Annotated in this window: 26 protein-coding genes; 16 read left to right on the top strand and 10 right to left on the bottom strand. The window is 63.7% G+C overall.

Annotated elements, in window-relative coordinates; all coding sequences use genetic code 11:
* Window positions 1-122 precede the first annotated feature (122 nt).
* Window positions 123-2,948, top strand: a complete 2,826-nt coding sequence (locus VIQ49_RS27605) for a BTAD domain-containing putative transcriptional regulator (RefSeq protein ID WP_331890158.1) — start codon at window positions 123-125, stop codon at window positions 2,946-2,948.
* A 140-nt stretch (window positions 2,949-3,088) separates the two neighbouring features.
* Here VIQ49_RS27605 and VIQ49_RS27600 read toward each other — a convergent pair whose 3' ends face one another.
* Window positions 3,089-4,051: a hypothetical protein gene (locus VIQ49_RS27600; RefSeq protein ID WP_331890156.1), complete on the bottom strand. Its 963-nt coding sequence runs from the start codon at window positions 4,049-4,051 to the stop codon at window positions 3,089-3,091.
* Window positions 4,052-4,192: 141 nt separating this feature from the next.
* On the opposite strand from VIQ49_RS27600, the gene VIQ49_RS27595 reads away from it, so the two are divergent.
* The 5 genes from VIQ49_RS27595 to crcB all read left to right on the top strand — a co-directional run bounded on the left by VIQ49_RS27595 (window position 4,193) and on the right by crcB (window position 7,739).
* The gene (locus VIQ49_RS27595) at window positions 4,193-4,633 is read left to right on the top strand and encodes a Fur family transcriptional regulator (protein ID WP_331890154.1); all 441 of its coding nucleotides are present in this window, start codon (window positions 4,193-4,195) and stop codon (window positions 4,631-4,633) included.
* A gap of 122 nt (window positions 4,634-4,755) precedes the next feature.
* Entirely contained in the window at window positions 4,756-6,210 is a 1,455-nt protein-coding gene (locus VIQ49_RS27590; RefSeq protein WP_331890152.1) for a catalase, read from the top strand.
* 129 nt (window positions 6,211-6,339) lie between these two features.
* Window positions 6,340-6,813: a DNA starvation/stationary phase protection protein gene (locus tag VIQ49_RS27585; protein WP_331890150.1), complete on the top strand. Its 474-nt coding sequence runs from the start codon at window positions 6,340-6,342 to the stop codon at window positions 6,811-6,813.
* Window positions 6,814-6,945: 132 nt separating this feature from the next.
* Window positions 6,946-7,377 carry a CrcB family protein gene (locus tag VIQ49_RS27580; protein WP_331890148.1) on the top strand — a complete coding sequence of 144 codons (432 nt, stop codon included), beginning with the start codon at window positions 6,946-6,948 and terminating at the stop codon, window positions 7,375-7,377.
* Window positions 7,374-7,739, top strand: coding sequence for a fluoride efflux transporter CrcB (crcB, locus tag VIQ49_RS27575; RefSeq protein WP_331890146.1), 366 nt, complete (start codon window positions 7,374-7,376; stop codon window positions 7,737-7,739). Before VIQ49_RS27580 ends, crcB begins: the two co-directional genes overlap by 4 nt.
* A 25-nt stretch (window positions 7,740-7,764) precedes the next feature.
* Here crcB and VIQ49_RS27570 read toward each other — a convergent pair whose 3' ends face one another.
* From VIQ49_RS27570 to VIQ49_RS27560, 3 genes are read right to left on the bottom strand one after another with little or no spacing between them, the layout of a single operon-like run.
* The gene (locus VIQ49_RS27570; protein WP_331890144.1) at window positions 7,765-8,526 is read right to left on the bottom strand and encodes an AIM24 family protein; all 762 of its coding nucleotides are present in this window, start codon (window positions 8,524-8,526) and stop codon (window positions 7,765-7,767) included.
* Between the two features lie 9 nt (window positions 8,527-8,535).
* A complete protein-coding gene (locus tag VIQ49_RS27565) occupies window positions 8,536-9,249 on the bottom strand; it encodes an AIM24 family protein (RefSeq protein WP_331890142.1) in 714 nt (237 codons plus the stop codon).
* A gap of 5 nt (window positions 9,250-9,254) precedes the next feature.
* A complete protein-coding gene (locus VIQ49_RS27560) occupies window positions 9,255-9,878 on the bottom strand; it encodes an AIM24 family protein (protein WP_331890140.1) in 624 nt (207 codons plus the stop codon).
* A 161-nt stretch (window positions 9,879-10,039) separates the two neighbouring features.
* On the opposite strand from VIQ49_RS27560, the gene VIQ49_RS27555 reads away from it, so the two are divergent.
* Entirely contained in the window at window positions 10,040-10,510 is a 471-nt protein-coding gene (locus VIQ49_RS27555; RefSeq protein ID WP_331890138.1) for a hypothetical protein, read from the top strand.
* Window positions 10,511-10,531: 21 nt separating this feature from the next.
* Here the strand turns inward: VIQ49_RS27555 and VIQ49_RS27550 are convergent, their stop codons facing one another.
* Together VIQ49_RS27550 and VIQ49_RS27545 are read right to left on the bottom strand one after the other, a co-directional pair.
* Window positions 10,532-11,428, bottom strand: coding sequence for a hypothetical protein (locus tag VIQ49_RS27550; protein WP_331890136.1), 897 nt, complete (start codon window positions 11,426-11,428; stop codon window positions 10,532-10,534).
* Between the two features lie 52 nt (window positions 11,429-11,480).
* Window positions 11,481-12,434 (bottom strand): helix-turn-helix domain-containing protein, encoded by a 954-nt coding sequence (locus VIQ49_RS27545; RefSeq protein WP_331890134.1) that lies wholly within the window; start codon window positions 12,432-12,434, stop codon window positions 11,481-11,483.
* Window positions 12,435-12,516: 82 nt separating this feature from the next.
* Between VIQ49_RS27545 and VIQ49_RS27540 the strand changes: the two genes are divergently transcribed.
* Window positions 12,517-12,735: a hypothetical protein gene (locus VIQ49_RS27540; RefSeq protein WP_331890132.1), complete on the top strand. Its 219-nt coding sequence runs from the start codon at window positions 12,517-12,519 to the stop codon at window positions 12,733-12,735.
* Here VIQ49_RS27540 and VIQ49_RS27535 read toward each other — a convergent pair.
* A complete protein-coding gene (locus VIQ49_RS27535; RefSeq protein WP_414731730.1) occupies window positions 12,702-13,388 on the bottom strand; it encodes a serine protease in 687 nt (228 codons plus the stop codon). The two genes, VIQ49_RS27540 and VIQ49_RS27535, sit on opposite strands and share 34 nt — an antisense overlap.
* A gap of 117 nt (window positions 13,389-13,505) precedes the next feature.
* Window positions 13,506-13,985, bottom strand: a complete 480-nt coding sequence (gene bfr, locus VIQ49_RS27530; RefSeq protein WP_331890130.1) for a bacterioferritin — start codon at window positions 13,983-13,985, stop codon at window positions 13,506-13,508.
* A 152-nt stretch (window positions 13,986-14,137) separates the two neighbouring features.
* On the opposite strand from bfr, the gene VIQ49_RS27525 reads away from it, so the two are divergent.
* Window positions 14,138-14,755, top strand: coding sequence for a fatty-acid--CoA ligase (locus VIQ49_RS27525; protein WP_331890128.1), 618 nt, complete (start codon window positions 14,138-14,140; stop codon window positions 14,753-14,755).
* A gap of 15 nt (window positions 14,756-14,770) precedes the next feature.
* On the top strand, window positions 14,771-14,956 hold the full coding sequence (locus VIQ49_RS27520) for a (2Fe-2S)-binding protein (protein ID WP_331890126.1): 186 nt from the start codon (window positions 14,771-14,773) through the stop codon (window positions 14,954-14,956).
* A 63-nt stretch (window positions 14,957-15,019) separates the two neighbouring features.
* Here the strand turns inward: VIQ49_RS27520 and VIQ49_RS27515 are convergent, their stop codons facing one another.
* Window positions 15,020-15,895, bottom strand: coding sequence for an NAD(P)-dependent oxidoreductase (locus VIQ49_RS27515; protein ID WP_331890124.1), 876 nt, complete (start codon window positions 15,893-15,895; stop codon window positions 15,020-15,022).
* A complete protein-coding gene (gene pcaC, locus VIQ49_RS27510; RefSeq protein ID WP_331890122.1) occupies window positions 15,892-16,284 on the bottom strand; it encodes a 4-carboxymuconolactone decarboxylase in 393 nt (130 codons plus the stop codon). The genes VIQ49_RS27515 and pcaC overlap by 4 nt, the downstream gene beginning before the upstream one ends.
* A 116-nt stretch (window positions 16,285-16,400) precedes the next feature.
* Between pcaC and VIQ49_RS27505 the strand changes: the two genes are divergently transcribed.
* The 6 genes from VIQ49_RS27505 (at window position 16,401) to VIQ49_RS27480 (ending at window position 22,175) form a co-directional block, all read left to right on the top strand.
* Window positions 16,401-17,978 (top strand): methylmalonyl-CoA mutase family protein, encoded by a 1,578-nt coding sequence (locus VIQ49_RS27505; protein ID WP_331890120.1) that lies wholly within the window; start codon window positions 16,401-16,403, stop codon window positions 17,976-17,978.
* The gene (locus tag VIQ49_RS27500) at window positions 17,978-18,379 is read left to right on the top strand and encodes a cobalamin B12-binding domain-containing protein (RefSeq protein ID WP_331890118.1); all 402 of its coding nucleotides are present in this window, start codon (window positions 17,978-17,980) and stop codon (window positions 18,377-18,379) included. Before VIQ49_RS27505 ends, VIQ49_RS27500 begins: the two co-directional genes overlap by 1 nt.
* Window positions 18,380-18,464: 85 nt before the next feature.
* Window positions 18,465-19,421 (top strand): TIGR03564 family F420-dependent LLM class oxidoreductase, encoded by a 957-nt coding sequence (locus VIQ49_RS27495; protein ID WP_331890116.1) that lies wholly within the window; start codon window positions 18,465-18,467, stop codon window positions 19,419-19,421.
* On the top strand, window positions 19,418-20,464 hold the full coding sequence (locus VIQ49_RS27490) for a CoA transferase (RefSeq protein WP_331890114.1): 1,047 nt from the start codon (window positions 19,418-19,420) through the stop codon (window positions 20,462-20,464). The genes VIQ49_RS27495 and VIQ49_RS27490 overlap by 4 nt, the downstream gene beginning before the upstream one ends.
* Before the next feature lie 173 nt (window positions 20,465-20,637).
* A complete protein-coding gene (locus tag VIQ49_RS27485; RefSeq protein WP_331890112.1) occupies window positions 20,638-21,720 on the top strand; it encodes a phosphotransferase in 1,083 nt (360 codons plus the stop codon).
* 47 nt (window positions 21,721-21,767) lie between these two features.
* Complete coding sequence (locus VIQ49_RS27480) at window positions 21,768-22,175, top strand: hypothetical protein (protein WP_331890110.1); 408 nt, start codon at window positions 21,768-21,770, stop codon at window positions 22,173-22,175.
* Window positions 22,176-22,426: the final 251 nt, after the last annotated feature.

Genomic DNA, 22,426 nt, shown 5'->3' with positions numbered 1-22,426 from the left:
ACTGCTCCTTCGAGTGAGTAACTGTGCGGTGACCCGGTCCAACCGGTCACACTGAACAGCGTCGAGGCCGTGGCCGACACGGCGCTGACACCGGCATGCACGGTGCTGACAGGAGGTGGGCGGTGGTCGACGACGCAGTGCCGCCTCCGGTGCGGGTGGAACTTCTGGGACCACTTGGGCTCGTCGTCGATGGCTCGGCTGTTGATGTGCGGGGTCCGAAACGCCGTGCGGTGCTCGCGATACTCGCGTTTGCAGCCGGCCGGACGGTGCCCGTGGGGCATCTGGTCGATGCACTGTGGCCGGCCGAGGCGCCGTCCTCGGGGCGGTCAGCGCTGCAGGCACACATCTCGCGAATCCGCCGGCACCTGGGCCTCGCGTCGGAGCGACTGCAGGCGGTTGCCGACGGGTACCGACTGGACCTCTCAGCGCATGAACTGGATGTCGTAGAGGCGCGAAACCTGTTGGCGGAAGCCAGAGGACGGATGGGCGACGATCCCGCCGGAGCGCTCGATCTCCTCCGGAAGTCACACGGACTGTGGCGCGGGCCCCTGCTCGCCGACCTCACTGACATCACGGACATCGCGACCTCCGTCGAAGAATGCCGCCAGTTGCACCGCGATGTGACCGACACGTTGATCCACTGCGCGATCGACGCCGGGCAGTCCGCTGGCGTCGTCGGCTTGGCGACGTCGTGGCGCAGCGTCGACCCGCTGCGCGAACCGTCGGTACTGCTGGCGATGCGTGTGCTGGCCGCGACCGGTCAGTCATCGGAAGCGCTCGCCATCGGCCGTCGCTTCCGAACACAACTCGCCGACGAGATGGGCCTTGATCCGTCACCGGCGCTGGCGGAACTCGAACGTGGGATCGCCGGCGGCGGAGCGGGTCCCCCCGCCGGGAGGTCGGGAAGCCCCCGGGTACCCCGGAGTCGGCTCATCGGCCGCGACCGGCAGGTTGCCGAACTCGAGTTGCTGCTCGGTCGGGAACGGCTTGTCACCCTCGTCGGGCCCGGTGGCGTGGGAAAGACCAGTGTGGCGATGGAGATCGCCGCCAACGGATCGGAGGTGACGGTTCTGCTGCTCGCGCCGTTGTCGGATCCGGCGGCGATCCCGCATGCGCTGGCGGAGGCCCTGAACGTCAACGTGATTCGGGGAGATGTCGTGAATGCGTGTGCGGCGGTGATCGGGGACCGCGAACAGTTGGTGATCGTGGACAATTGCGAGCACCTGCTCGATGCGGCCCGCGACGTGATCGTCACCCTCCTCGATGCCTGCCCCCGGCTGACGATATTTGCGACGTCGCGGGAATCACTGGGTCTCGCCGAGGAGTTCGTGTCGAGACTGACGCCCCTGCCGCTGCCTTCCGGTAGCAGTGGTGGTCTGGCTGTTCCGTCGGTGGAGTTGTTCGTCGATCGTGGTCGCCGGGTTCGCCCGGATTTCGAACCGACTGCATCGCAACTCGAGACGGTCAGCGAGATCGTGAGCCGGCTCGATGGGATGCCACTGGCCATCGAACTGGCCGCCGGACGATTGTCGACGTTCACGCTCACAGATCTGCGTGATCGGCTGGACCGTTCGCTGGATCTTCTCGGAGGTGGACGCCGCACCGGTGACGTCCGGCATCGGACCCTGCGGTCGACCATCGAATGGTCTTACGACCTGTTGGAGCCCGACGAGCAACTGATGTTTCGGCGCCTGACGGTATTCGCTGATGGTATCGATCTGGCTGCGGCAGAACAGCTCTCGCAGAACCTGGGACTGCACGCTGATCCGGGCGCGATACTGGCCAGGCTGGTTGATGCGTCCGTCGTCAACGTCGACTTCACCGGCGGCACCGCCCGATACCGGATCCTGGAGACCATCCGTGCCTTCGGCATCGATCGGCTGACTGCCGAGAACGAAAAGGCGGCCGCCGAGGATCTGTTGCTGGACTGGGCGATCGAATGCTCCCGGGACATCGGCGCCGGCTTGATGACCGATCGTGAACCCGAAGCGGATGCCGCATTGCGCCGCGAGTTGGGGAACCTGAGGGTGGCGTGGCGGCTCGCGCGTCGTCGAGGATCGATGGATGCCGCCGTCTGGATCGTCAACGCACTCTTCGACGCGATCTCGTACCGAGATCTCATCGAGCTGCGTGGGTGGGCGCAGGAGTTGGCGGATGACCCGGGCCTTTTGGCACATCCGGGGGCGCCGATAGCATTCGGGGTGGCCGCGGAGGCGACATACCACGGCGGGGATCACCAACGTGCTGTTGAACTCTCCCAGATCGGGCTGGGCTGTGCCACAAACCCTTCCCAGACGTGGACATGCCTGGCGGCGTTGGCGGTGACGGCGCTGGCCCGCGGAGATCACCCACAGGTCATCGAGTATTGCCTTGCCGCAGAGAAAGTGACGCCGAGGCCGGCTGAACCGTTGGGGGTGGCGGCACTGGCCGCGACCTATTCGGGGGACATCGAGCAGGCCCAGATCTTCAACACCAGAGGCCGTGCGGGAGCGAACTTTCCATCGATGGTTGCGTGGAACGAGTACGTGACCGGGGAAATCGAGAACTTCGCAGGCAACGGATTGACGGCTGAAGAGCACTATCTCCGCGCGATCGACCTCGCTCGTTCTACGGGCGCCACGTTCCTGATCGGCATCTCCACCGTGGGGTTGCTGACCGTGCGGTCGCGGTCGGGACGTATTCGGGAGGCACTCGGTGGCTACCTCGAGGTCGTCGACTACTTTGCCCGCACCGGCAATTGGACTCATCTCTGGGCGGCGCTACGCAATCTCGCGGATCTGCTCGACGACCTCGGCGATCGGCGGATTGCCGCGATGTTGCACGCTGCCGCGGACCAGGCTCCCGACGCTCCGGCCCACGATCGTTCACCGACTCCCGGTGTTGTTGTCCCCGGCCGGACCACGTTGCTCGACGTGGCCCGCACTGCCATCGAACAACAACTCCGTTGACCGTGCCGTTACGGCCGTCGATCGTGCCATTGCCACCGTCGATCGTGCTGAAATCGGTTGCATGCCCTCTGTTGTGCCGGGCTGGGCACGCTCGATGGGAACTATGGCACGTTCGGCGATTGATAGGGCCCGGTGGGAGGTCAGGGTGTGGCGGCGGTGGCGTTCGGGTCGAACCCGCCCGGGATCTCGTAGATGTTGCCGTCGAAGCCGGCGCGGAACAGCCGTCCTGCCGAGAAGCCGGCATCGCCCCGGCCGTAGGACACCACGCTGGACGCCGGCAACCCGGACGCCAGGGCGCAGAACCGGTTGGGGCCGTCGACTCGCAGGATCTCGCCACTGATGTCGGTGGGGACGATCGGCCGCTCCCGGGAGTCAAGTGTGAGTCCGTCCGCTGCCGCGATCACGTCGGTGCCGCCGAACGTCACCAAAGACTGTGGGGCGCCGGGATTGTTGGTCGGGATCCGGCTCACGCCCGGATTGACGAACGTGCGAGAGACGTACAGGTAGCCGTCGTTGTTGCCGAGCACCGCACCGTTGGCGCTGGGAAGCTGCGCCCAATCCGGTTGCACTGACCCGTTCGGGAACACCCGCCCCACCAGCGATCCGAAATCGTTGGTGGCGTAGATGGTTCCGTTGCCCGCCACCGCCATCCCGTTGGCACCACTCAAGCCGGTGGCAAACGGGGTCAGCCGTCCGGTCGACGGTTGGTACTTCGCGATCGCAGCAGCCCTCACGATGTCGCCGACGAAGACCCGCGCGTCAGCGCCGTAGCCGACGAGGAGTGTCCCGTCCGGGGTCCAGGCCAGAGCTCCGGCGCCCCCGCTGGGCACCGTCGCCACCGGAACCGCACCCGCGCCGGGGCGGTCGATGCGGAACAGGCGACCGCTGACGAGATCGGTGGTGTAGAGACGACCACCGGCATCGACGGTGAGCCCCTGGAGCGCGGCACCGGGGACTCTGGCGACGAGGACCGGGGCTTGTCCGGCGCCCGGGCACATGGTGGCGGCGCCCGCGCCGGGAGCGGTGAACGTGGTGATCGCTGCCGTGACCAGTGCGGCCGCAGCAGCAATCCGGACAAATCGGTTCCGTAAGAATTTCGGCATGCCGAACCTCCCGAGGTGAGGGTTCCAGGGTAGGTGACCGCAATCACAATTGCACCCCTTCTGGCCGGATCGAGAAGGCGCGAACTGGGGTTTTCCGCCATTAACTGGAACAGTTCCAGATTAAGGTGTATGGTCGTCATCATGACACCGACGCACTCCGGCAACCCGCGGCAGCAGCTGCGTGACGCCGGTCTGCGTGTGACGGCGCCGCGGCTCGCGGTGCTCGAACTGCTCGAGCGGTACCCGCACTCCACAGCAGACTTCGTGGCGTCGCAGGTCCGTGAAGGGCTCGGTGGCGTCTCGACGCAGACCGTGTACGACGTGTTGCGGGTATGCGCCGAGCGCGGACTGTTGCGCCGTATCGAACCGGCCGGGTCTCCGGTCCGGTACGAGAGCCGGACCGGAGACAACCATCATCATCTGGTGTGTCGAGATTGCGGCGCGGTGCACGACGTCGACTGCGTGGTCGGGATGGCGCCCTGCCTGCAGCCGGACACCGACCACGGCTTCCTGATCGACGAAGCCGAAGTGACGTTCTGGGGTCTGTGCCCGCCATGCCAGGCCTCCGCTGAGCAGAAGTAGTCCACCCGGACTCTGTCGCTCCTCGATTCTCGGACGCCGCAGAAGCGTGTCATCTTGCAATCCAACACCTTTCGATGCGAACCGAACAGCCCTCGGTTCGAACTCAACAGGAGGTAGACGAAATGACCCCACGGACCACCACCAATGCCGGAATCCCGGTGTCGAGTGACAACGAGTCGCTCACCGCAGGAACGCAGGGGCCGATCCTGCTCCATGACCACTACCTGATCGAGAAGCTTGCCCAGTTCAACCGCGAGCGTGTGCCCGAGCGGGTTGTGCATGCCAAGGGCGGCGGCGCATTCGGCGAGCTGACCATCACCGGTGACGTGTCGCGATATACGAAGGCGAAGTTCCTGCAGCCGGGCAAGACGACGGAATCGCTGGTCCGGTTCTCGACCGTCGCCGGCGAGCAGGGCAGCCCGGACACCTGGCGCGATCCGCGTGGATTCGCGATGAAGTTCTACACCGAGGACGGCAATTACGACCTCGTCGGCAACAACACGCCCATCTTCTTCATCAAGGACCCGATCAAGTTCCCTGACTTCATTCGGAGTCAAAAACGTTTGCCCGGTTCGGGTTTGCGCGACCACAACATGCAATGGGACTTCTGGACGTTGCGTCCGGAAACCGCACACCAGGTGACCTGGCTGCTGGGTGACCGGGGCATCCCGAAGAGCTGGCGGCACATGGACGGGTTCGGTTCGCACACCTACCAGTGGGTCAACGCGGACGGTGAGCGCTTTTGGGTGAAGTACCACTTCAAGACCGACCAGGGCATCGAGTTCCTGACCCAGGCGGAAGCGGACAAGCTTGCCGGCAGCGACCCCGACTACCACCGTCAGGATCTGTACGAGGCCATCGAACGCGGAGACTTCCCGTCGTGGACCATGAACGTGCAGATCATGCCGGTCGACGAGGCCGAGGGTTACCGCTTCAATCCGTTTGACCTGACCAAGGTCTGGTCGCAGCAGGACTACCCGCTGATGGAGGTGGGCAAGTGGACGCTGAACCGGAATCCGGAGAACTTCTTCTCGGAGATCGAGTTGGCGTCGTTCGGGCCCTCGAATGTTGTTCCGGGAATCGGCTTCTCGCCCGACAAGATGCTCCTCGGCCGGGTGTTCAGCTATGCCGACGCCCATCGTCACCGGATCGGGACCAACTTCGCGCAGCTGCCGGTGAACTCGGCCAAGGCCGCGACGGTGAACACCTACTCGAAGGAAGGTGCGATGGCCTACACCTTCAGTGACCCGAATACTCCTGTGTATGCGCCCAATTCATTCGGCGGGCCGCATGCCGAACCGGAGACGGCCGGAGACGAAGGACTGTGGCAGTTCGACGGGCGGTCCGTACGTGCGGGGTACGTCGAACACGCCGAAGACGGTGACTTCACGCAGGCGGGGACTCTGTACCGTGAGGTTCTCGACGACGGTGCGCGGGAACGTCTGGTGGACAACATTGTTGGGCACGTCCTCGGTGGCGTTCGGGAGCCGGTGCTGTCGAGGGTCTTCGACTACTGGAGGAACGTCGACGCCGATCTGGGCAAGCGGGTCGAAGAGGGCGTCCGCAACGGGGAATAGTTACCACCTCGCGCATGTTGAACCAATCAGAGTGCCGAACTCCATGACTCGAATCCCCAAGCACCGCAATACCGGGATCGTCAGCGTTCTGCACAGTGGATACGAAACTCTCGAGCAGGAGGAAATGGAATGAACAACCCGATCACCAGCACTTTGAGCAAGGACGAGCAGGCTGTTGCCGGTAAGGCGTTGCAGGAGACGGTTGTCGACCTGATCGACCTGTCGCTCATCGCCAAGCAGGCGCACTGGAACGTCGTCGGTCAGCAGTTCCGGTCGGTTCACCTCGAACTGGATGAACTCGTGACTGCTGCGCGCGACTTCACAGATGCCGCGGCCGAGCGGGCCACCGCCATCGGCGTCAGCCCCGACGGGCGATCCGAGACGGTCGCAAAGACCGCCGGTACCAAGGGTTTCGGCGAAGGCTGGACCAAGGACGTCGACGTCGTCACGGCGATCGTCGCCAACATCAAGACGGTTGTCGACGGACTGCGGTCTCGCATCGAGGCAACCGAGAAGGCTGATCCGGTCACCCAGGATCTGCTGATCGGCTTTGCCGCTCGGTTGGAGCAGCTGCACTGGATGTGGCAGGCGCAGGTCGCCTGACCCGAAGACCAAGGCGGCGCGCAGCCCGCGCCGCCTTCCTCGAAGCCCCTCACGGCCAACACCCCCTCGGCCGTGGGGGGCTTTGGTGTGTGAGGGGCCGCGCGCGCGAGGTGCGGGCAGTACATTCTTGGGATGGCCGCCCGACCTCTGCATCTGCGCCCGAGTGTGTTGATCCCGATCTTCCTGGGCGGCGTGCTGGGTACCGGCGCCAGGTACCTGCTCGAGAAGGCGTACCCGTTCGAGCCGCCGGAATGGCCGTGGGCCACGTTCTTCATCAATCTGGCGGGGGCATTTGTACTGGGTGTGCTCTTGGAAGCGCTGGTGCGCATGGGCGACGACACCGGCCGGCGTCAGCGAGTGCGCCTGTTCGCGGGTACCGGCTTCTGCGGCACCTTCACCACCTACAGCGCGTTTGCACTGGAGTCCTCGTTGCTCTTCCGACACGGCGATGTTGCCACCGGCCTCGGATATATGGCAGCAACGGTGGTCGTGGGAGGGTTCCTGGCCTGGGCGGGGATCTCACTCGCGGCAGCAGTCCACAGCGGACGAGGGCGCCGCCGGTGATCGTCTGGGTGGCCTTGGCGGGCGCGATCGGTGCCCTCATCCGGTTTGGTGTTGACTCTGAGTTCAAACGCCGAATTCCCGCAACATTCCCCTGGGGCACCGGCTTCATCAACATGACCGGGTCTCTGGTCATCGGCGTGGTGGCCGGGTCGGTGATCTACCACTCCGGCGCTGTCGAACTGCAGGCCATCATCGGTACCGGATTCTGCGGCGGCTACACCACATTCAGCACCGCCAGTGTCGAGACCGCTGCGCTGTTGCGGCAAGAACGGCGCGGTGCGGCGATCGCCTATGCCGGTGGTTCCCTGGTCATCTCGGTGGTCGCGTGCGCGGCCGGGCTCGCGATGGCCTACCTGCTCTGAGCCCGGACCGAAAGCCCCTCCCAGGTCAGTAGGTCTGTTGCTGTTGTGCCAACTGCGCCTGGATCTTCTGATTGAGTCGCGACAGGCCCACCGACGACAGGCCCGGGATCTGACTCTCCAAACTGCGTACCAGGTTGTGGTCGTTGATGACCTTCTCGCTGGACTGGATCAGGACAGTTCCGGATCCGGTGAAGTCGAACTGCTGCTCCTCGCCGCTGGCCGCACCCATCGCGGCCGCACCGGCGGCCATGAAACTCGTGACCCACGTCTGGTCATAGTGATGGCTGGGTGAGGGGCAGTCCGCCCATCCGACAAGGGCTTCGGGGTCGACGCGCAGCGGGGGCTCGGCGAACATCACCGGTCCGTTGGACGACGCGAGGAACTTGCCGGTGCCGATGAGCGTCAGGTATCCGGGGACGATCGACTGGTTGAGCTGAAGTCCTGGCTCGAAGGCCAGCAGATTGGCGGCTCGAACCGTGAGGTTGCCGTCCTCGAGGTCGTAGGAGTTGATGTCGTAGCCGCGGTCACCGATGATCAGCGTGCCCTGACCCTGGGCGATGATGTAGTCGCCCATGTAGAGCGGGGCGCTGATGGTTCCGGCGAGGTTCTGCATCATCGCAGACTGCATGCCCTGGATGAGTGCCTGGAACTGCATCTGCCCGTAGTAGGCGATCATCGCACCCTTGGACATGATCCAGGGTTTGGTCATCTGCATGTAGTACGCGTAGGTGTTGCCGGGGATGTTGTCGTCGCCCTGCAACATCGACGGATTGAGTATGTCGCTCATGGCTTTCCCCTACAGCTTTTCTTCGGAAGCTTGCACGTACACGATCCCCTGACCCTCACACTGCATCTGCATCGCTTCGCCGGCGCCTTTGCCGACGGCATCGCGCCAGCCCATCGTCGACTTGAGCTGGGTCTGCACATTTCCGAACGTGCCGACAAACGCCTGGGGATCGACGATCACCGGATACTGGCCGCCGACCTGGATCTCCATCAGCTCACCGTGGGCGAGCAACACCACAGAGCCCATCCCTTGCAGCTGCGTGGTGAACATGCCGTCGCCCGTCAATGCGCCGGTTGCCGCTCCCCTCAGCGCGCCCATGAACCCGCCGCCTCGTCCGCCGCCGCTGCTCTGTGCGGTCATCGAGATGATGGAGGCCTGGATTCCGGCGGTGTAGCCGAGTGTTCGGGAGGCGTCCGCGGTGACGGTGCCGCCCTGGGGCATGTCGATGACATGTACTGCGAGCCCGCCGAACCCGTAGTGGACCTGGCCGTTGCCCTGCGCGAGCATCGTGGCTTCGTGTTCGCCGCGCATCATCCGGCCGGCCATACCGGCGATCGCGCCCATCCCGCCCATACCGGGCATGCCGCCGGCTCCGGGAATCTGGTGCGGGGAGAAGTGCACCTGACCGGTGTAGAAGAGCATGGCGCCCTTCCGGGCGACCACACCACCGGCCTGGCCCACGTCGACCTTGACAACCTTCGAGTTGATCTTCTCAAAAACCATGTCGCTCACCGTTCTGCCGGCTGGATGGACACAACACCCTGGCCTTGCCACCGCAGTGAAAAGGCCTCACCACCGTCTTGGCCCATCATCGACCGCCAGCTGACGTCGGTCACAAAAGATTGCTGTAGTTGACCTTTGGCGGAGACAAACGCGTCTGGATCAACCACCAGGGGAAGGTTCGGATTCACTTCGAGGTGGATCAACGGCCCTCCGGCGGACAGCAGGGCCACCTGGCCGCTGCCGGTCACGGTGGTGGTGAAAAGTCCCTGGCCGCTGGACATCCCGCCGACTCCGGCAAATTGGACATTGGTCTGCAGGTTGCCGGCCATGGCCAGCAGTTGCCGTGACTCGACCTGGATCGTCTCGTTGTTGAGTTGCAGGACGGTTGTGTACTGCGCGTTGAGCGCCAGGTGCACGATGCCGTTTCCGGTGCACTCCATCAGCTTCAGCGATTCGCCGGTGGCCTTCTGCTTGAGTCCGGCGAGAACGCCTGCTCCGCCACCGAATCCGGCCGATTTGAACTCGACCTGCCCCTGGTAGGAGACCATCGATCCGCTGACTGCCTTGATTGACGTGTTGTTGAGCCGCGCTTCGACGACGCGCTTGGTCAATCCGATCAACTCGGCCATCTGACCCATTCCCCTATGAGTTCGAACGTGGACATGGTGGCTTATCGTATGCGCCCCGGACCCGTGGTGAACAGGGGAATAGTCAGTTCAAATGATCCCGTGTTCCGGCAGCGGCTTCCGGAGCTCTGGCGTGGTAGCACCATTTCTGTAACGTGTGTCAGGTGAATGACTCTTCGTGGGCGGCAGTTGGTGTTGGGATCCTCGTACTCGCGGTGGTCCTCGGGGTGGGTCTGTACGTCTGGTACCGGCAGGCCGAGTCGGGCCGCCTCGACAAAGACGTCGACCTGGCACTGAAGCTGCGGTCGGTGGCCGGCGACGATCCCGTGCGGGGCGCCGCCATCGACGAGTTCGAGACGGCCATCTACGAGCGCCTGTTCTACGTCTCGACGGTGGGCCCGCGTGCCAGGGGAGCGGCGTGGGCTCTGTTGGGAACCGTCTTGTCGGCGTTCGCCGCGCTGTGGGTGACCGGCGACGGCATCGTCGAACGAGCCGTGCACTACGGATTTGCCGCTGTGGCAGTTGGTTTCGCGCTGACCTTCGTGATCTTTCTGGCCTTGACGGTGTATGCGGCGACAACCATGCCCCGGATTTCGTTCGCCGATTCGTACGAAACGGAGCCCTCGGATCGCTGACGGAGTCGTGGCGCCCGAGGATCAATGACCGGGATAGGCGCCGTATCCGGGAGCCAGGGCAGGGGCGGGGTAGGTCTTTTTGCGGCCCAGGATGATTCCGGTGATGCTCGTCCCGACCACGATCAGCAGCGTCATGGTGGCCAGGATTGCGCCCGGACCGGTGGAGAAGTCGTTCAGACCTTCGAACAATACCGAGTCTTCGTCATCGTCGAAGATGATGCACGTGCTGGGCACGGCAAGGTACGACAGCGCCAGGATCAGGTGCAGGACAGCCAGGACGAGGATCGCGATCGCGTTGCCGAACCGTCCGATGTTGCAGATGATCAGCACCGCCAAGATGGCTACCGGCAATGCGAAGAATGGGATGAACGTTGTTGCGAAGGGCGTCCCGGCAGTCCCGGCGTCCAAGGTGATCTGCGAACCATTCTGGAACACCTGGCCCCAGCCGTTGACCGAAACCGTTGGCGCCTCGGTATATCTCGGATCGAATGACGCCCAGGTCAACCAGCCGTACGCGATGAACAGCAACGCGCCCACCAGGGTAACCGCGCCGAGGATCCGTGTCGCTCCGACCGCGGCGGGCTGTAGTCGCACCGCCGAAACCTCGAAGCCCGGCACCGGATACGGGGCCGCCGGGTACTGGGCCGGCGCGTAGTGGTGCGTCGGATACCGGGGGACCTCGGGTTGCTGGGGCACCGCGGATTCTGGGTATCGCTCGGCCGGGTACTGGGTCTGGAGTGGATCCCCGTACTGCGGTGGTGTGTACGGCACGAACTGATCGGCCGACGGTGACGCGTATGTCGGATGCTCCGGGTAGGGATTGACAGGCGGCGTATATACCGGAGGCGTATCAGAGTTGTCCGGTTGCTTGGTCAGATCCGGGCGGTGGTCGCCTGGGTCACCTGAGTTGCTGGTCATCGCTCCGCTGCTTCCGGTCGGGGTTCGGAACCATCGTAGGGGGCAGTACGTGTCAGCCGACGCAGCCGAAGCGGGACCGGAACGCGGTGGGTGTGATGCCGACTGCGGTCGAGAAGTGGTGACGCAGCAGCGTTGACGATCCGAATCCCACCCGCCGCGCGATCTCTTCGATGCCGTGGCTGCTGGATTCCAGCAATCCCTGCGCTGCCAGCACGCGCTGTTCGGTGAGCCAGCGAAGCGGGCTGGTGCCCACCTCGTCGCGGAATCGGCGGGCAAATGTTCGCGGCGACATGTTTGCCTTGGCCGCCATGTCCGAGATGGCGATGTCGGCATCCAGGTTGCTGAGCATCCAGCCGAGAACCTGCCCGAATCCGTCGTTGTCACAGTCGGGCACAGGCTCTTTCACGAATTGGCGTTGGCCCCCTTCGCGATGCGGAGGCACCACCATCCGACGCGCGATCTTGTTCGCGACGGTCGGTCCGAGTTCGGTCCGCACCAGATGCAGGCTCGCATCGATCCCGGCCGCGGTGCCGGCGCTGGTGATGATGTTGCCCTCCTGCACATAGAGGACGTCGGTGTTGACCTCGACGTCGGGAAACAGCTCCGACATCGCCGCGCCGTACCGCCAGTGAGTGGTGGCGGACCTGCCGGAGAGAAGGCCGGCGGCGGCAACCACAAATGCGCCGGTGCAGACGGACAGGATGTAGGCGCCTCGTTTGTCGGCCGCACGGAGGACATCGAGGACAACTTCGGGGTAATCGGCGCTGACCCGCCCGGCCGGAATCGCCACGAGATCGGCATCGGCACAGGCCTCGAGTCCGTATTGGGGAACGATCTGGGCGCCGGTGGTGAAGTTCAGGGGTGTGCCCGGTTCGATCCCGCACACCCGCAGATCGATTCGGGGCACGCCTTCATCGGTGCGGTCGACACCGAAGACCTCACACACAACGCCGTACTCGAACGCTGCGACAGGTTCTTGAAGGATGACTGCGACTGACTGCAACACAACTCGAGTATGGCAGAAAATTTGCGCAGATGGTCAAATCTGCCACTGTTGGCTCGATCTTTTCGAGCGCATAGTTTCGGACATGAATATCGAAGCAGTCATCATCGCTGGACTACTGGCCGTGGCGCTGGGCGCTGCCGTTGTCGTGGTGTACCAGAACGCAAAAAAGACCGCCCACCTTCCGCGTGCTCCGTTCGGCGCCGATGTGGAGGTCGGGCTCGCGGAGCAGCAGAGGTGGGCGGAATCAGATGTTGTCGCGCGGAGCGGTCAGATGACCCGGAAGTCGGTGACGCCGCGCTGACGCAGGTCATCGAGAATCGGTTTGATGTTGGTGCCGGTCTCCGGGCCGATGCATCCGAAGAAGTAGTACGCGTTGACCATGCCGACCAAGCGGTCGCCGACCACCACGGGGCTACCGGAATCGCCTTCGACAACGCAGATCTGACTGAAGTGGGCGAAACCGTCCGAGAACCAGGTCACGCCGCAGGTGTTGCCGGTGGTGCGGCCTTCCTTGCATCCGATCTCGGGGAATCCCGGCGCCTGCGTGCGGATGCCTCGGATCGTCACACCGCCGACCCGTTCGATGGGATTGACCTTGGCGGCGTCGAATCGGATGAGCGCGTAGTCGAGGACTTCGTTCGAGTACACGATCTCGCCGAGTTGTCCGGCGGCCTTGGATGATTCGGCGAGAACCGGTGTCCCGGCGTCACCACAATGTCCGGCGGTCAGACCGATCAGGGCGTTGTTCTGATCGTGGCCGATGGCGGTCAGGGTGCAGGCACTGAATCCACCTCCGCCCGCGGGGAGAAGGAGTCCGGAACCTCCGCCGAGGTTGACCTTCACCGGCGCTGCCGTGGCTGTCGACACCCCGAGCGTGGTGAGTGCGAGCAGTGCGCACAGCGCTGCGATGACCGTGCCGAGCTTATTGAACATCAATTCCTCACGTGAACCCATGACGATGGCACGAGAACCTGACATCAGGTCCTCGTGCCATCGTCTTTGGAGCAGAGAGTAGCCGCAGATCGCGGATACGTCGATTTGCCCGGCGTACCTACCTGCGACCGGCCTCGATCACTTCGGTGGGCGCGCCACGCACTGTGCGAGATAGAGCTGTTCGCCCAACGTTTCCATCAATTCCAACTGCGTGTCGAGATAGTCGAGATGGGATTCCTCGTCGGCCAGGATCCCCTCGAGCAGGACGGCGCTGGTGGTGTCCTGCTTCTCGCGGCACATGACGATGCCCGGTTTCAGTCGGTTGATGACGTCGACCTCGATGGACCGGTCACTGAGAAACTGCTCCTTCAGTGTCTGGCCGACCTTCAGCGAGAACAGTCGCTGATAGTTGGGCAAGCCGTCGAGCAGAAGGATCCGGTTGGTGATCGCCTCGGCATGGTTCATCTCGTCGAAGGATTCCGCGCGGGTGGTTGCAGCTATTTCGGTGAAGCCCCAGTTCTCCTGCATCTTGGAGTGCAGGAAGTACTGGTTGATTGCCGTCAGTTCGCTGGTCAACTGCTCGTTGAGCAGCTTGAGAACCTCGGGATCTCCTTGCATGGTTTCTCCTCACGTCAAAAGAAGCGCGTGATTTCATCACCGGGAGGGCTGGTCCTGGTGGGGCTGTATGAACCCGCGCGCTGGAATCAATTTACCCGGTAGCATGGCGATTCGACCGACAATGAACGACCTTGACAGCAGGGATGGACCGGATGACCCAGCATTCTCGAATCCTGGCCTCGGATTTCTCCGTGTCCAACGAGGCCGGAATCATGGAACGCCTTGCGGAGAACAATGATTCGTTGGCCCGCCTAGGTGCTCACCATCTTGTCGTCTACCGGGCGCTTGATGACGAAAAACGCGTCTTCGCCACGCTGGGCCTGAGGGACCGGGGCTCGATCGACAAGCTTTTGCGTAGTCCGACTGTGATGGAGTGGTACGACGCCGCAGGGGTGGAAGAAATTCCGCCGATGTTTGCCGGTGATGTTGTCGAAAAGATCGAACTCGAATCGCCGGCGTCGGAGGACTCAGGGATCATCGTCGCCGCGATCGCCCCGGTCGAAGACGTGACCGCGTTGCTGGAGAAGGTGCGTCAGAGCTTGCGGCGCTTCATCGCCGCGGGGGTGCGCAGGGTCTGGATCTACCGGGCGTTCGATGATCGCCAGGAGGTGATGATCTTGCAGGAACTCGACACCGAAGAGCACGCCATCGCGTGGGTCGAGCACCCCGACGCCTCGGCCGAATGGATGTCGGGTGCCGGTGTGGGCGTCTACCCGCCGCTGTTCGTCGGAAAACTGGCGCGGGTCATGGAACTTCAGTTCACCGGTTAGTCGCAGGTATCCGTCATGTATGTCTGTCTGTGCCAAGGAGTTACGAGCCACATCGTCGAGCAGGTCGTGGCCGATGGGGCACGTACGTCCAAAGAGGTTGCGAACGCATGTGGCGCCGGGTTGGACTGCGGTCGTTGCCGTCGCACCGTCCGCGCCATCATCGAGGCGCATTTCGCCGAGGCGCCCGTCACGCCCCGGTAGTACGGGCTTCGGCTGCGCCCACCTGGTGCACGCTCACCGAACCGCACGTCATCGGCCGCTGATCTATTGGGCGTAGGTCCATTTCGCGATCTCGGTCTGATCCGCTCCGGGTCCCAGATCCTTGTCGGCGTGGGCCCAGACCTCGACCGCTCGTTCGCCGAGCGGCGACGGCACACCGATCGCGGATGCGAGGCCGGTTGCGATGCGCATGTCCTTCAGCATCAGTTCGAGCCGGAAACCCGAGTTGTAGGTCTCCGGGATGACAAATCGGGGGAACTTCACATCGGTCGCCGCGTTCTGGCCACTCGAGGAGTTGAGCATCGACACCATCAGTTCTTGATCGAGTCCGAAGCGGCGGCCGATCGCCACGCCTTCGGAGGTCACCAGGAGCCCGACCGCTGCCATCAGGTTGTTGATCGATTTGAGGGCGTGGCCGGCGCCGGTGTCGCCGACCCGGGTCAGGACGCCCATCGGAGCCATCAGGTCGGCGATCGCGGCGACGGATTCTTCGCCTCCTCCGGCCATGATCGTCAGTTTTCCGGCCTGTGCACCGGCAACACCACCGGATACCGGCGCGTCGACCAGGACCGCTCCGGCCTTCTCGACCGCCTTGGCGAGTTCGACCGTCGACAGCGGTTCGGACGAACTCATGTCGACGACGATCGCGCCGGGGGTCAGTGCGGTGAGTACCGCGTCGTCGCCGAGGACCGCCTCGACAACCCGCGAGCTGGGCAGCATCAGGATGACGTGGTCGGCACCACGCACGGCCTCGGGCGCGCTCGCGGCGGACGTGCCGCCGGCGGCGACCAGCGCCGCTCGTGCGGTGTCGGCGGGGTCGAATCCGACAACGTCATAGCCGGCGTCGAGGAGTCTGATCGACATCTGTGCACCCATGTTGCCCAGGCCGACAAAGGCCACGCGCTTCTGCGATGTGCTCATGCGAGGTGCTCCGCAACGATGTCGTTCGCCACCCGGAAGGATTCGAGTGCGGCGGGTACACCGACATAGATCGCGGTCTGCAACAGGACCTCCTGGATTTCTTCCGGGGTGACCCCGTTGGTGAGGGCGCCACGGACATGGGCGCCGAGTTCGGTGGGCTTTCCGAGCGCGGTGAGCATCGCCAGGTTGATCATCGAGCGCTCGCGGCGGCCGAGTCCCTCGCGGGTCCATACCGCACCCCAGCAGTACTCGGTCACCAGCTCCTGCATCGGGCGGGTGAAGTCCGTGGTGGCTTGGGCAGCACGCTCCACGTATTCGGCTCCGACCACTTCCTGGCGGACTTTCATACCGGCGTCGTAGGTCTCGCGGCGGGTGGCTTCGGTGGTCATCTGATCCCGGTCCTCTCTCCGATTGGCCACTCGCCACCGCGTTGAGCAGCAGTTCAAGGACCATTCACGCTAAATGGTATTGGCATTCTCCTTTTTTGCAAGTACGGTATTCAACAATGAACGAGAACGTGGAAACCTCCTCTGGCATCCCCCTTGATTCGGTGTATGGACCGAGTCCTGACGGGGCGGCCCCGCCCGCGCCGGGCGAGTTCCCCTTCACCCGCGGGAACTTTCCGTCCGGGTATCGGGGGCGGCTCTGGACCTTCCGTCAGTACTCCGGGTTCGGAACCGCCGAAGAGTCCAACGAGCGATACAAGTACCTGCTCGGACAGGGTGGTACCGGACTTTCGGTGGCACTCGACCTGCCGACTCAGTGCGGGTACGACTCCGACGACCCCGAGTTCACCGACGAGGTCGGCCGCGTCGGTTGTGCTGTCGACACGCTCGCCGACGCCGAGATCCTGTTCGACGAGATCCCGTTGGACAAGATCAGCACCAGTTTCACCATCAACGGCACCGCCGCGATCCTCTTGGCGCTGTATGTCGCTGCCGCGGAGAAGAAGGGTGTGTCTCGCGAAAAGCTCACCGGCACAATCCAAAACGACGTACTCAAGGAGTACGCGTCGCGTGGAACCTGGATCTGGCCGCCGGAGCCGTCGCTGCGATTGATCGCCGACACCATCGAGTTCTGTGCCGCCGAGGTCCCGCGCTTCAATGCGATCTCGGTCGCCGGAGCGCACTTCCGCGATGCCGGCGCAAACGCAGTGCAGGAGATGGCATTCACGCTCGCCGATGGTGTCACCTACTGCGACACGGTTGTCGAGCGCGGACGGATGACCATCGATCAGTTCGCGCCGCAGATCTCGTTCTTCTTCTACACCCACGGTGACTTCTTCGAGGAGATCGCCAAGTACCGGGCCGGCCGCCGCCGTTGGGCGACGATCGTGCGGGAGCGGTACGGCGCCAAGACCGAGAAGGCTGCGATGTTCCGGTTCGGCTGTGTTGCCGGTGGCGCCTCGCTCTATGCGCCGCAGGCCCAGAACAACCTGGTTCGCGTCGCCTACGAGGCAATGGCCTCGGTTCTGGGTGGCGTGCAGTCGATGTTCACCGCGGCCTGGGATGAGCCGTTTGCCCTCCCCAGTGAGGAATCGGCGACGATGGCGCTGCGCACTCAGCAGATCCTGGCTCTCGAGACCGGTGTCACCAAGGTCGCCGACCCGCTTGGTGGTTCGTACTTCGTGGAGGCTCTCACCGATGCCACCGAGAAGAAGATCATCGAGATCATGAGCGACCTCGAGAATCACGGCGGCATGGTCGCCGCGATCGAAGACGGTTACCTGCAGGGTCTCATCGCCGATGAGGCGTACAAGATCCACCAGGACATCGAGCAGGGCGTGCGTCCCGTGGTGGGAGTCAACCGTTTCGCCTCCGAAGAGGCCGCACCGGACATCGCCACCTACGAACTCGACGCCCAAGGCCGGGAGTTGCAGCTCCAGCGCCTGGCGAAGGTCAAGGCCGAGCGTGACGACGACGCCGTCAAGAACACGCTGGCGGCTCTGTCGCGAGCTGCGGAAGGAACAGAGAATCTCATGCAACCCCTGATCGATTGTGCCAACGCCTACTGCACTGTCGGCGAGATGACGACTGCACTCAAAGACGTGTGGGGCGAGTTCACTCAGCCGGTGGTCTTCTGATGACCGCCCGTATTCTCGTCGCGAAGCCCGGGCTGGACGGCCACGACAAAGGCGCCAAGATCGTTGCCCGCACCCTGCGTGACGCGGGATTCGAGGTCATCTACACCGGCATCCGGCAGCGGATCGAAGACATCGTCTCGATCGCATTGCAGGAAGACTGCACCGTGGTGGGACTGAGCATTCTCTCGGGTGCCCACGTCGGACTCACCAAGCGTGTTGTCGAGGCGCTGCGTGAGGCCGATGCCGGCGACATCAAAGTGATTGTCGGCGGCACGATTCCGCAGTCGGATGTTCAGAAGTTGATCGATGTCGGTGCGTCGGCCGTGTTCCCCACCGGGACCCCGCTCGACAAGCTTGTGACCGACATGCGGGCGTTGACGGGTACCGAAGCACCGGCGTAGGCCGGCGCCGTCACAACCAGAAGCAACCTTCCGCGTGAAATCAGAACTCGTGCGGTAGTACCAATTTCGTAAACTTGGAGGAATCGTGCGCGTCGGTGTAATGATCGGTCCGGAGCGGGGTGACGCGGCCAAGAAGGTCGATCGGATGATGGCCGACATCGTCTGGGCCGAAGAGGCCGGACTGGACACGGCCTGGGTACCGCAGATTCCCACCGACTTCGACGCGTTGATCACCGTGGCGCTGATGGGTACCAAGACCTCCCGTATCGAGATCGGCACCGCAGTGGTGCCGCTGCAGGCGCAGCATCCCATTGCCCTTGCCCGGCAGGCACTGTCGGCACACGCAGCCACCGGCGGCAGGCTGGCGCTGGGCGTCGGCCCGTCACATCACTGGATCATCGAGGACATGCTCGGGCTGCCGTATGAGAAGCCCGCGAAGCTCACCCGTGACTATCTCGAAGTGCTCAATGCCGCGCAACAGGCTCCGGGCGAGGTGAATGTCGTGAACTCGACCTACAACGTTCACAACCCCCTCGACCTCGGACCGGTTGCCCCACTGCCGATCCTGGTCGCCGCACTCGGGCCGGTCATGCTCGACATCGCCGGCACGCACACCGACGGCACCATCCTGTGGATGGCCGACGAGCGTGCTGTTGGTGATCACGTGGTGCCGAAGATCACTGCCGCGGCAGAGAAGGCCGGACGCGGCGCCCCTCGCATCGTGGCCGGAATCCCGGTGTGCCTGTGTGCACCGTCGCAGGTGGAGGTCGCCAAGGAGCGGGCCAACCGCATCCTGGCAGAAGCCGAGGTCTCGCCGAACTATCAGCGCCTGCTCGATCAGGGCAATGCGAAGGATGTCGGTGACCTGTGTGCGGTCGGCGACGAAGAGGCGATCATGAAGCGGTTCAAGCAGTTCGAAGATGCGGGCGTGACGGACCTGTCCATGCGGCTGTTGCCCATCGGGGATACGCGCGACGAGTTGATCAAGTCGAAGTACCACACCCGGGAAGTGGTCGCCGGGCTCGTCGCGGACATCCGATGAGTGCGGGGCCGCTCGCCGGCATCCGGATTCTCGAGGTCGGCCATATCCTGGCCGGTCCGTACGCGACCATGATGCTCGCGGATCTCGGTGCCGAGGTGACCAAGATCGAACCGGCCACCGGCGATCTGTCGCGACAGGTGAGCGACGCGTATTTCGCCAGCCTCAACCGGGGCAAACGGAGCATCTGCCTCGACCTCACCACCGTCGAAGGCCAGTCCCGTCTCGGGGAGCTGGCCGCCGAATCACAGGCGCTGGTGGTCAATCTGAAGCCGTCGGCGGTCCGGAAGTTCGGATTGACCTATGAGTCGCTGCAGAAGTGGAACGACAAGATCGTCTGCGTAGCCCTCACCGGCTACGGCCTCGATCAGGGCGACGACCCGGCGTTCGACTACGTCATCCAGGCGGTCACCGGAGTGGCATCGCTGACCGGCGATCCCGATGGCCCGCCGACCTTGCCGGGCTACTCTGCCGCCGACAACTCGACAGGCCTGACCGCAGCGCTCGGGCTGCTGGCGCAGATCATCTCCGGCAAGGGCGGACAAGTCGACGTATCGCTGCGTGACGTGATGCTCTCGCAACTCAACTACCGGGCCTCGGCATATCTCAACGAGGGTACCGAACCTCGGCGGATGCCCAATGGCGCCCATTCGTACTATGTTCCGGCGCAGCTCTTTCCGACCGCGGACGGATACCTGGCGTTGTTCATCACCCACGACGGATTCTGGCGGACGTTCTCGGCCGAAGCCGGTATCACGGGCTTTGCCACGATGGCCGAACGGGCCGGGAACCGGGACGAGGTTCTTGCCACCGTGTCCGCAGCACTGGCCACCGACACCGCGAAGTCCTGGGAGGCGCGGCTTCGCCCGTTGCAGGTCCCGGCAGCTGCCATTCGGACCCTGCCCGAGGCGCTGGCGGAAAACCCCGGAATGGTGGTCAAAGCGGGCACATTCAGTCTGGTCGGGAGTCCGATTCGCATTTCCGGGTACGAGCCGGAATACGGTGCCGCTCCGGCACTCGGCGAACACGGCTCTGATCTGCCCTGACGAGAGGGCTTCGCCGGAGTTTCCCCGAAAACGAGGACATCGCCGGGTGATCAGTATTACATTCTACCTATGCGGAAATCACGTTCTACCTCTTACTGGACATATTCGGGTCGCGTGACACTCGGTGGCCTCGATATGGCGCTGGTCATCGACGCCCGAGGGGGTGTCCGAGCATGACTGCTCTCGTCCCGGACACGCTGGATCAAGCCCTTTCGCCACAATGGCTGACCTCCGCGCTGCAGCCGAGGTTCCCGGGAATTGAAGTCAGCGCAGTGATTCCGGGACCCGTTGTGGATCGGGTCTCCACCAACGCGTGTTTCACGATCGAATGCGAGAGTGGGGTCCCGGATGGACTGTCCGCCGATCTCTGTGTCAAGGGCTACTTCAACGAAGAAGCGCGCAACATCCGGTTCGTCGGTGAACCCGAGGCCTGCTTCTATCGGGATCTCGCGGACGAGACCGGGGTGCGTACCTTGCGAAGCGTGTATGCCGACTTCGATCCGACGACCCGGCACGGAGTGGTGATCACCGAGAACGCAATCGCGGCCGGTGGTGTATTCCTGGATGCAGCAAGCGATTTCACTCCCGACCAGGCGGCAAACAGCCTGGCCGAGTTCGCCCGGTTGCACGCCGCGACATGGGGCAAGGAACGGTGGGCACACCAGCCGTGGCTCGCGCCGCGTCTGGAAGGAGCTCTCAAGGCGTTCGGTGTGGAGGAGATCACCGCGAGGATCGCCCGCAACCTGAACGGGCCGAACGGACTTCGGGTTCCGGCGACGGTCCGTGACGCCGACGGCCTGGTCAAAGCCTATCTTGAACTGGTCAAAGTGCTCACAGCCGAGCATGATTCGTCAGACTGGTGTGTCATACACGGCGATGCACATGTCGGAAATCTTGCGCTGGAGGCCGATGGATCGCCGGCTCTCGTCGACTGGCAGCTGGTGCAACGCGGGATGTGGTACATGGATGTCGGCACCCACCTCGGCACGGCGCTGAGTGTGGAGGATCGCCGGCGAAGCGAACGAGAACTGTTGGCGCACTACCTTGACTGCCTGCGATCTCACGGTGTGGAAAGCCCGTCGTTCGAGATGGCATGGCGTGCGATCAAGCGGGGGATCGTGCGAGGACTCTACCTCTGGGGCATCACGGCCAAGGTCGAGTCGGACCTGATCGAGATCCTCTTGCATCGACTGGGTACGGCCGTGGCCGATCATGATGCGCTCAATGCTGAGCGGTCCGGTCTTGCGGTCTCTTGAATCGTTGTACTGCAACTGTTTTCACCAAAACCATCGGAGGTTGATCCATGCCGCACGCAAAGCCCACTGATCTTCCGAATGCCGGAGGTGGCAGGTGGCCTTCGGCGAAGGATCATTTCTATTCGGCACAGTGGGGAGATCTCGAGGTCGGCTACACCGCCACCGAGAGTTCGCGCGACTGTACCGACCTGTACCGCGTGGCCGGTCTGCCCGGAGGGGTGTGCACATGTCCCCACTACGGATATGTGCTCGAGGGTTCGATCACGGCCGTGTATCCGAACACCGACTGGTCCGAGGAGACGGTGGGCCCAGGTGAGGTCTACTTCTTTCCCGCCGGCCATGTCCTGAAGTACTCCGAGGCCACCAAGCATCTCGAGTTCAACCCGGCGTATGCGCTGCAGCAGCTGATGGACGCGATCCAGCGGGTGTCGGAGTCGTTGCCCCGATCCGGCTGATGCCGGACCGGGAGCTGACCGGTGGAAGCCATGTGCCGGTCGACACCCATGGGTGACGCGCACCATACCGATTCGGCTTGGTGATCTGAATTGCAGCCATCGCAATTATATGTCACTCTATGGGAGAACTACATTCTACCGGTACCTGTGCCGATGGCAGTCATTCGGCCGACGGCATCACCACGGCTCGCACGGCACCCTCCACGCGACAGATCTCCGGAAAGGAATTTCACACGTGGTTTCGAAGAACA

The sequence above is a fragment of the Williamsia sp. genome, assembly GCF_036566845.1.
Lineage (GTDB): Bacteria > Actinomycetota > Actinomycetes > Mycobacteriales > Mycobacteriaceae > Williamsia.
The sequence above is the reverse complement of the archived record's forward strand: the minus strand, read 5'-3'. Positions and strand labels throughout refer to the sequence as shown.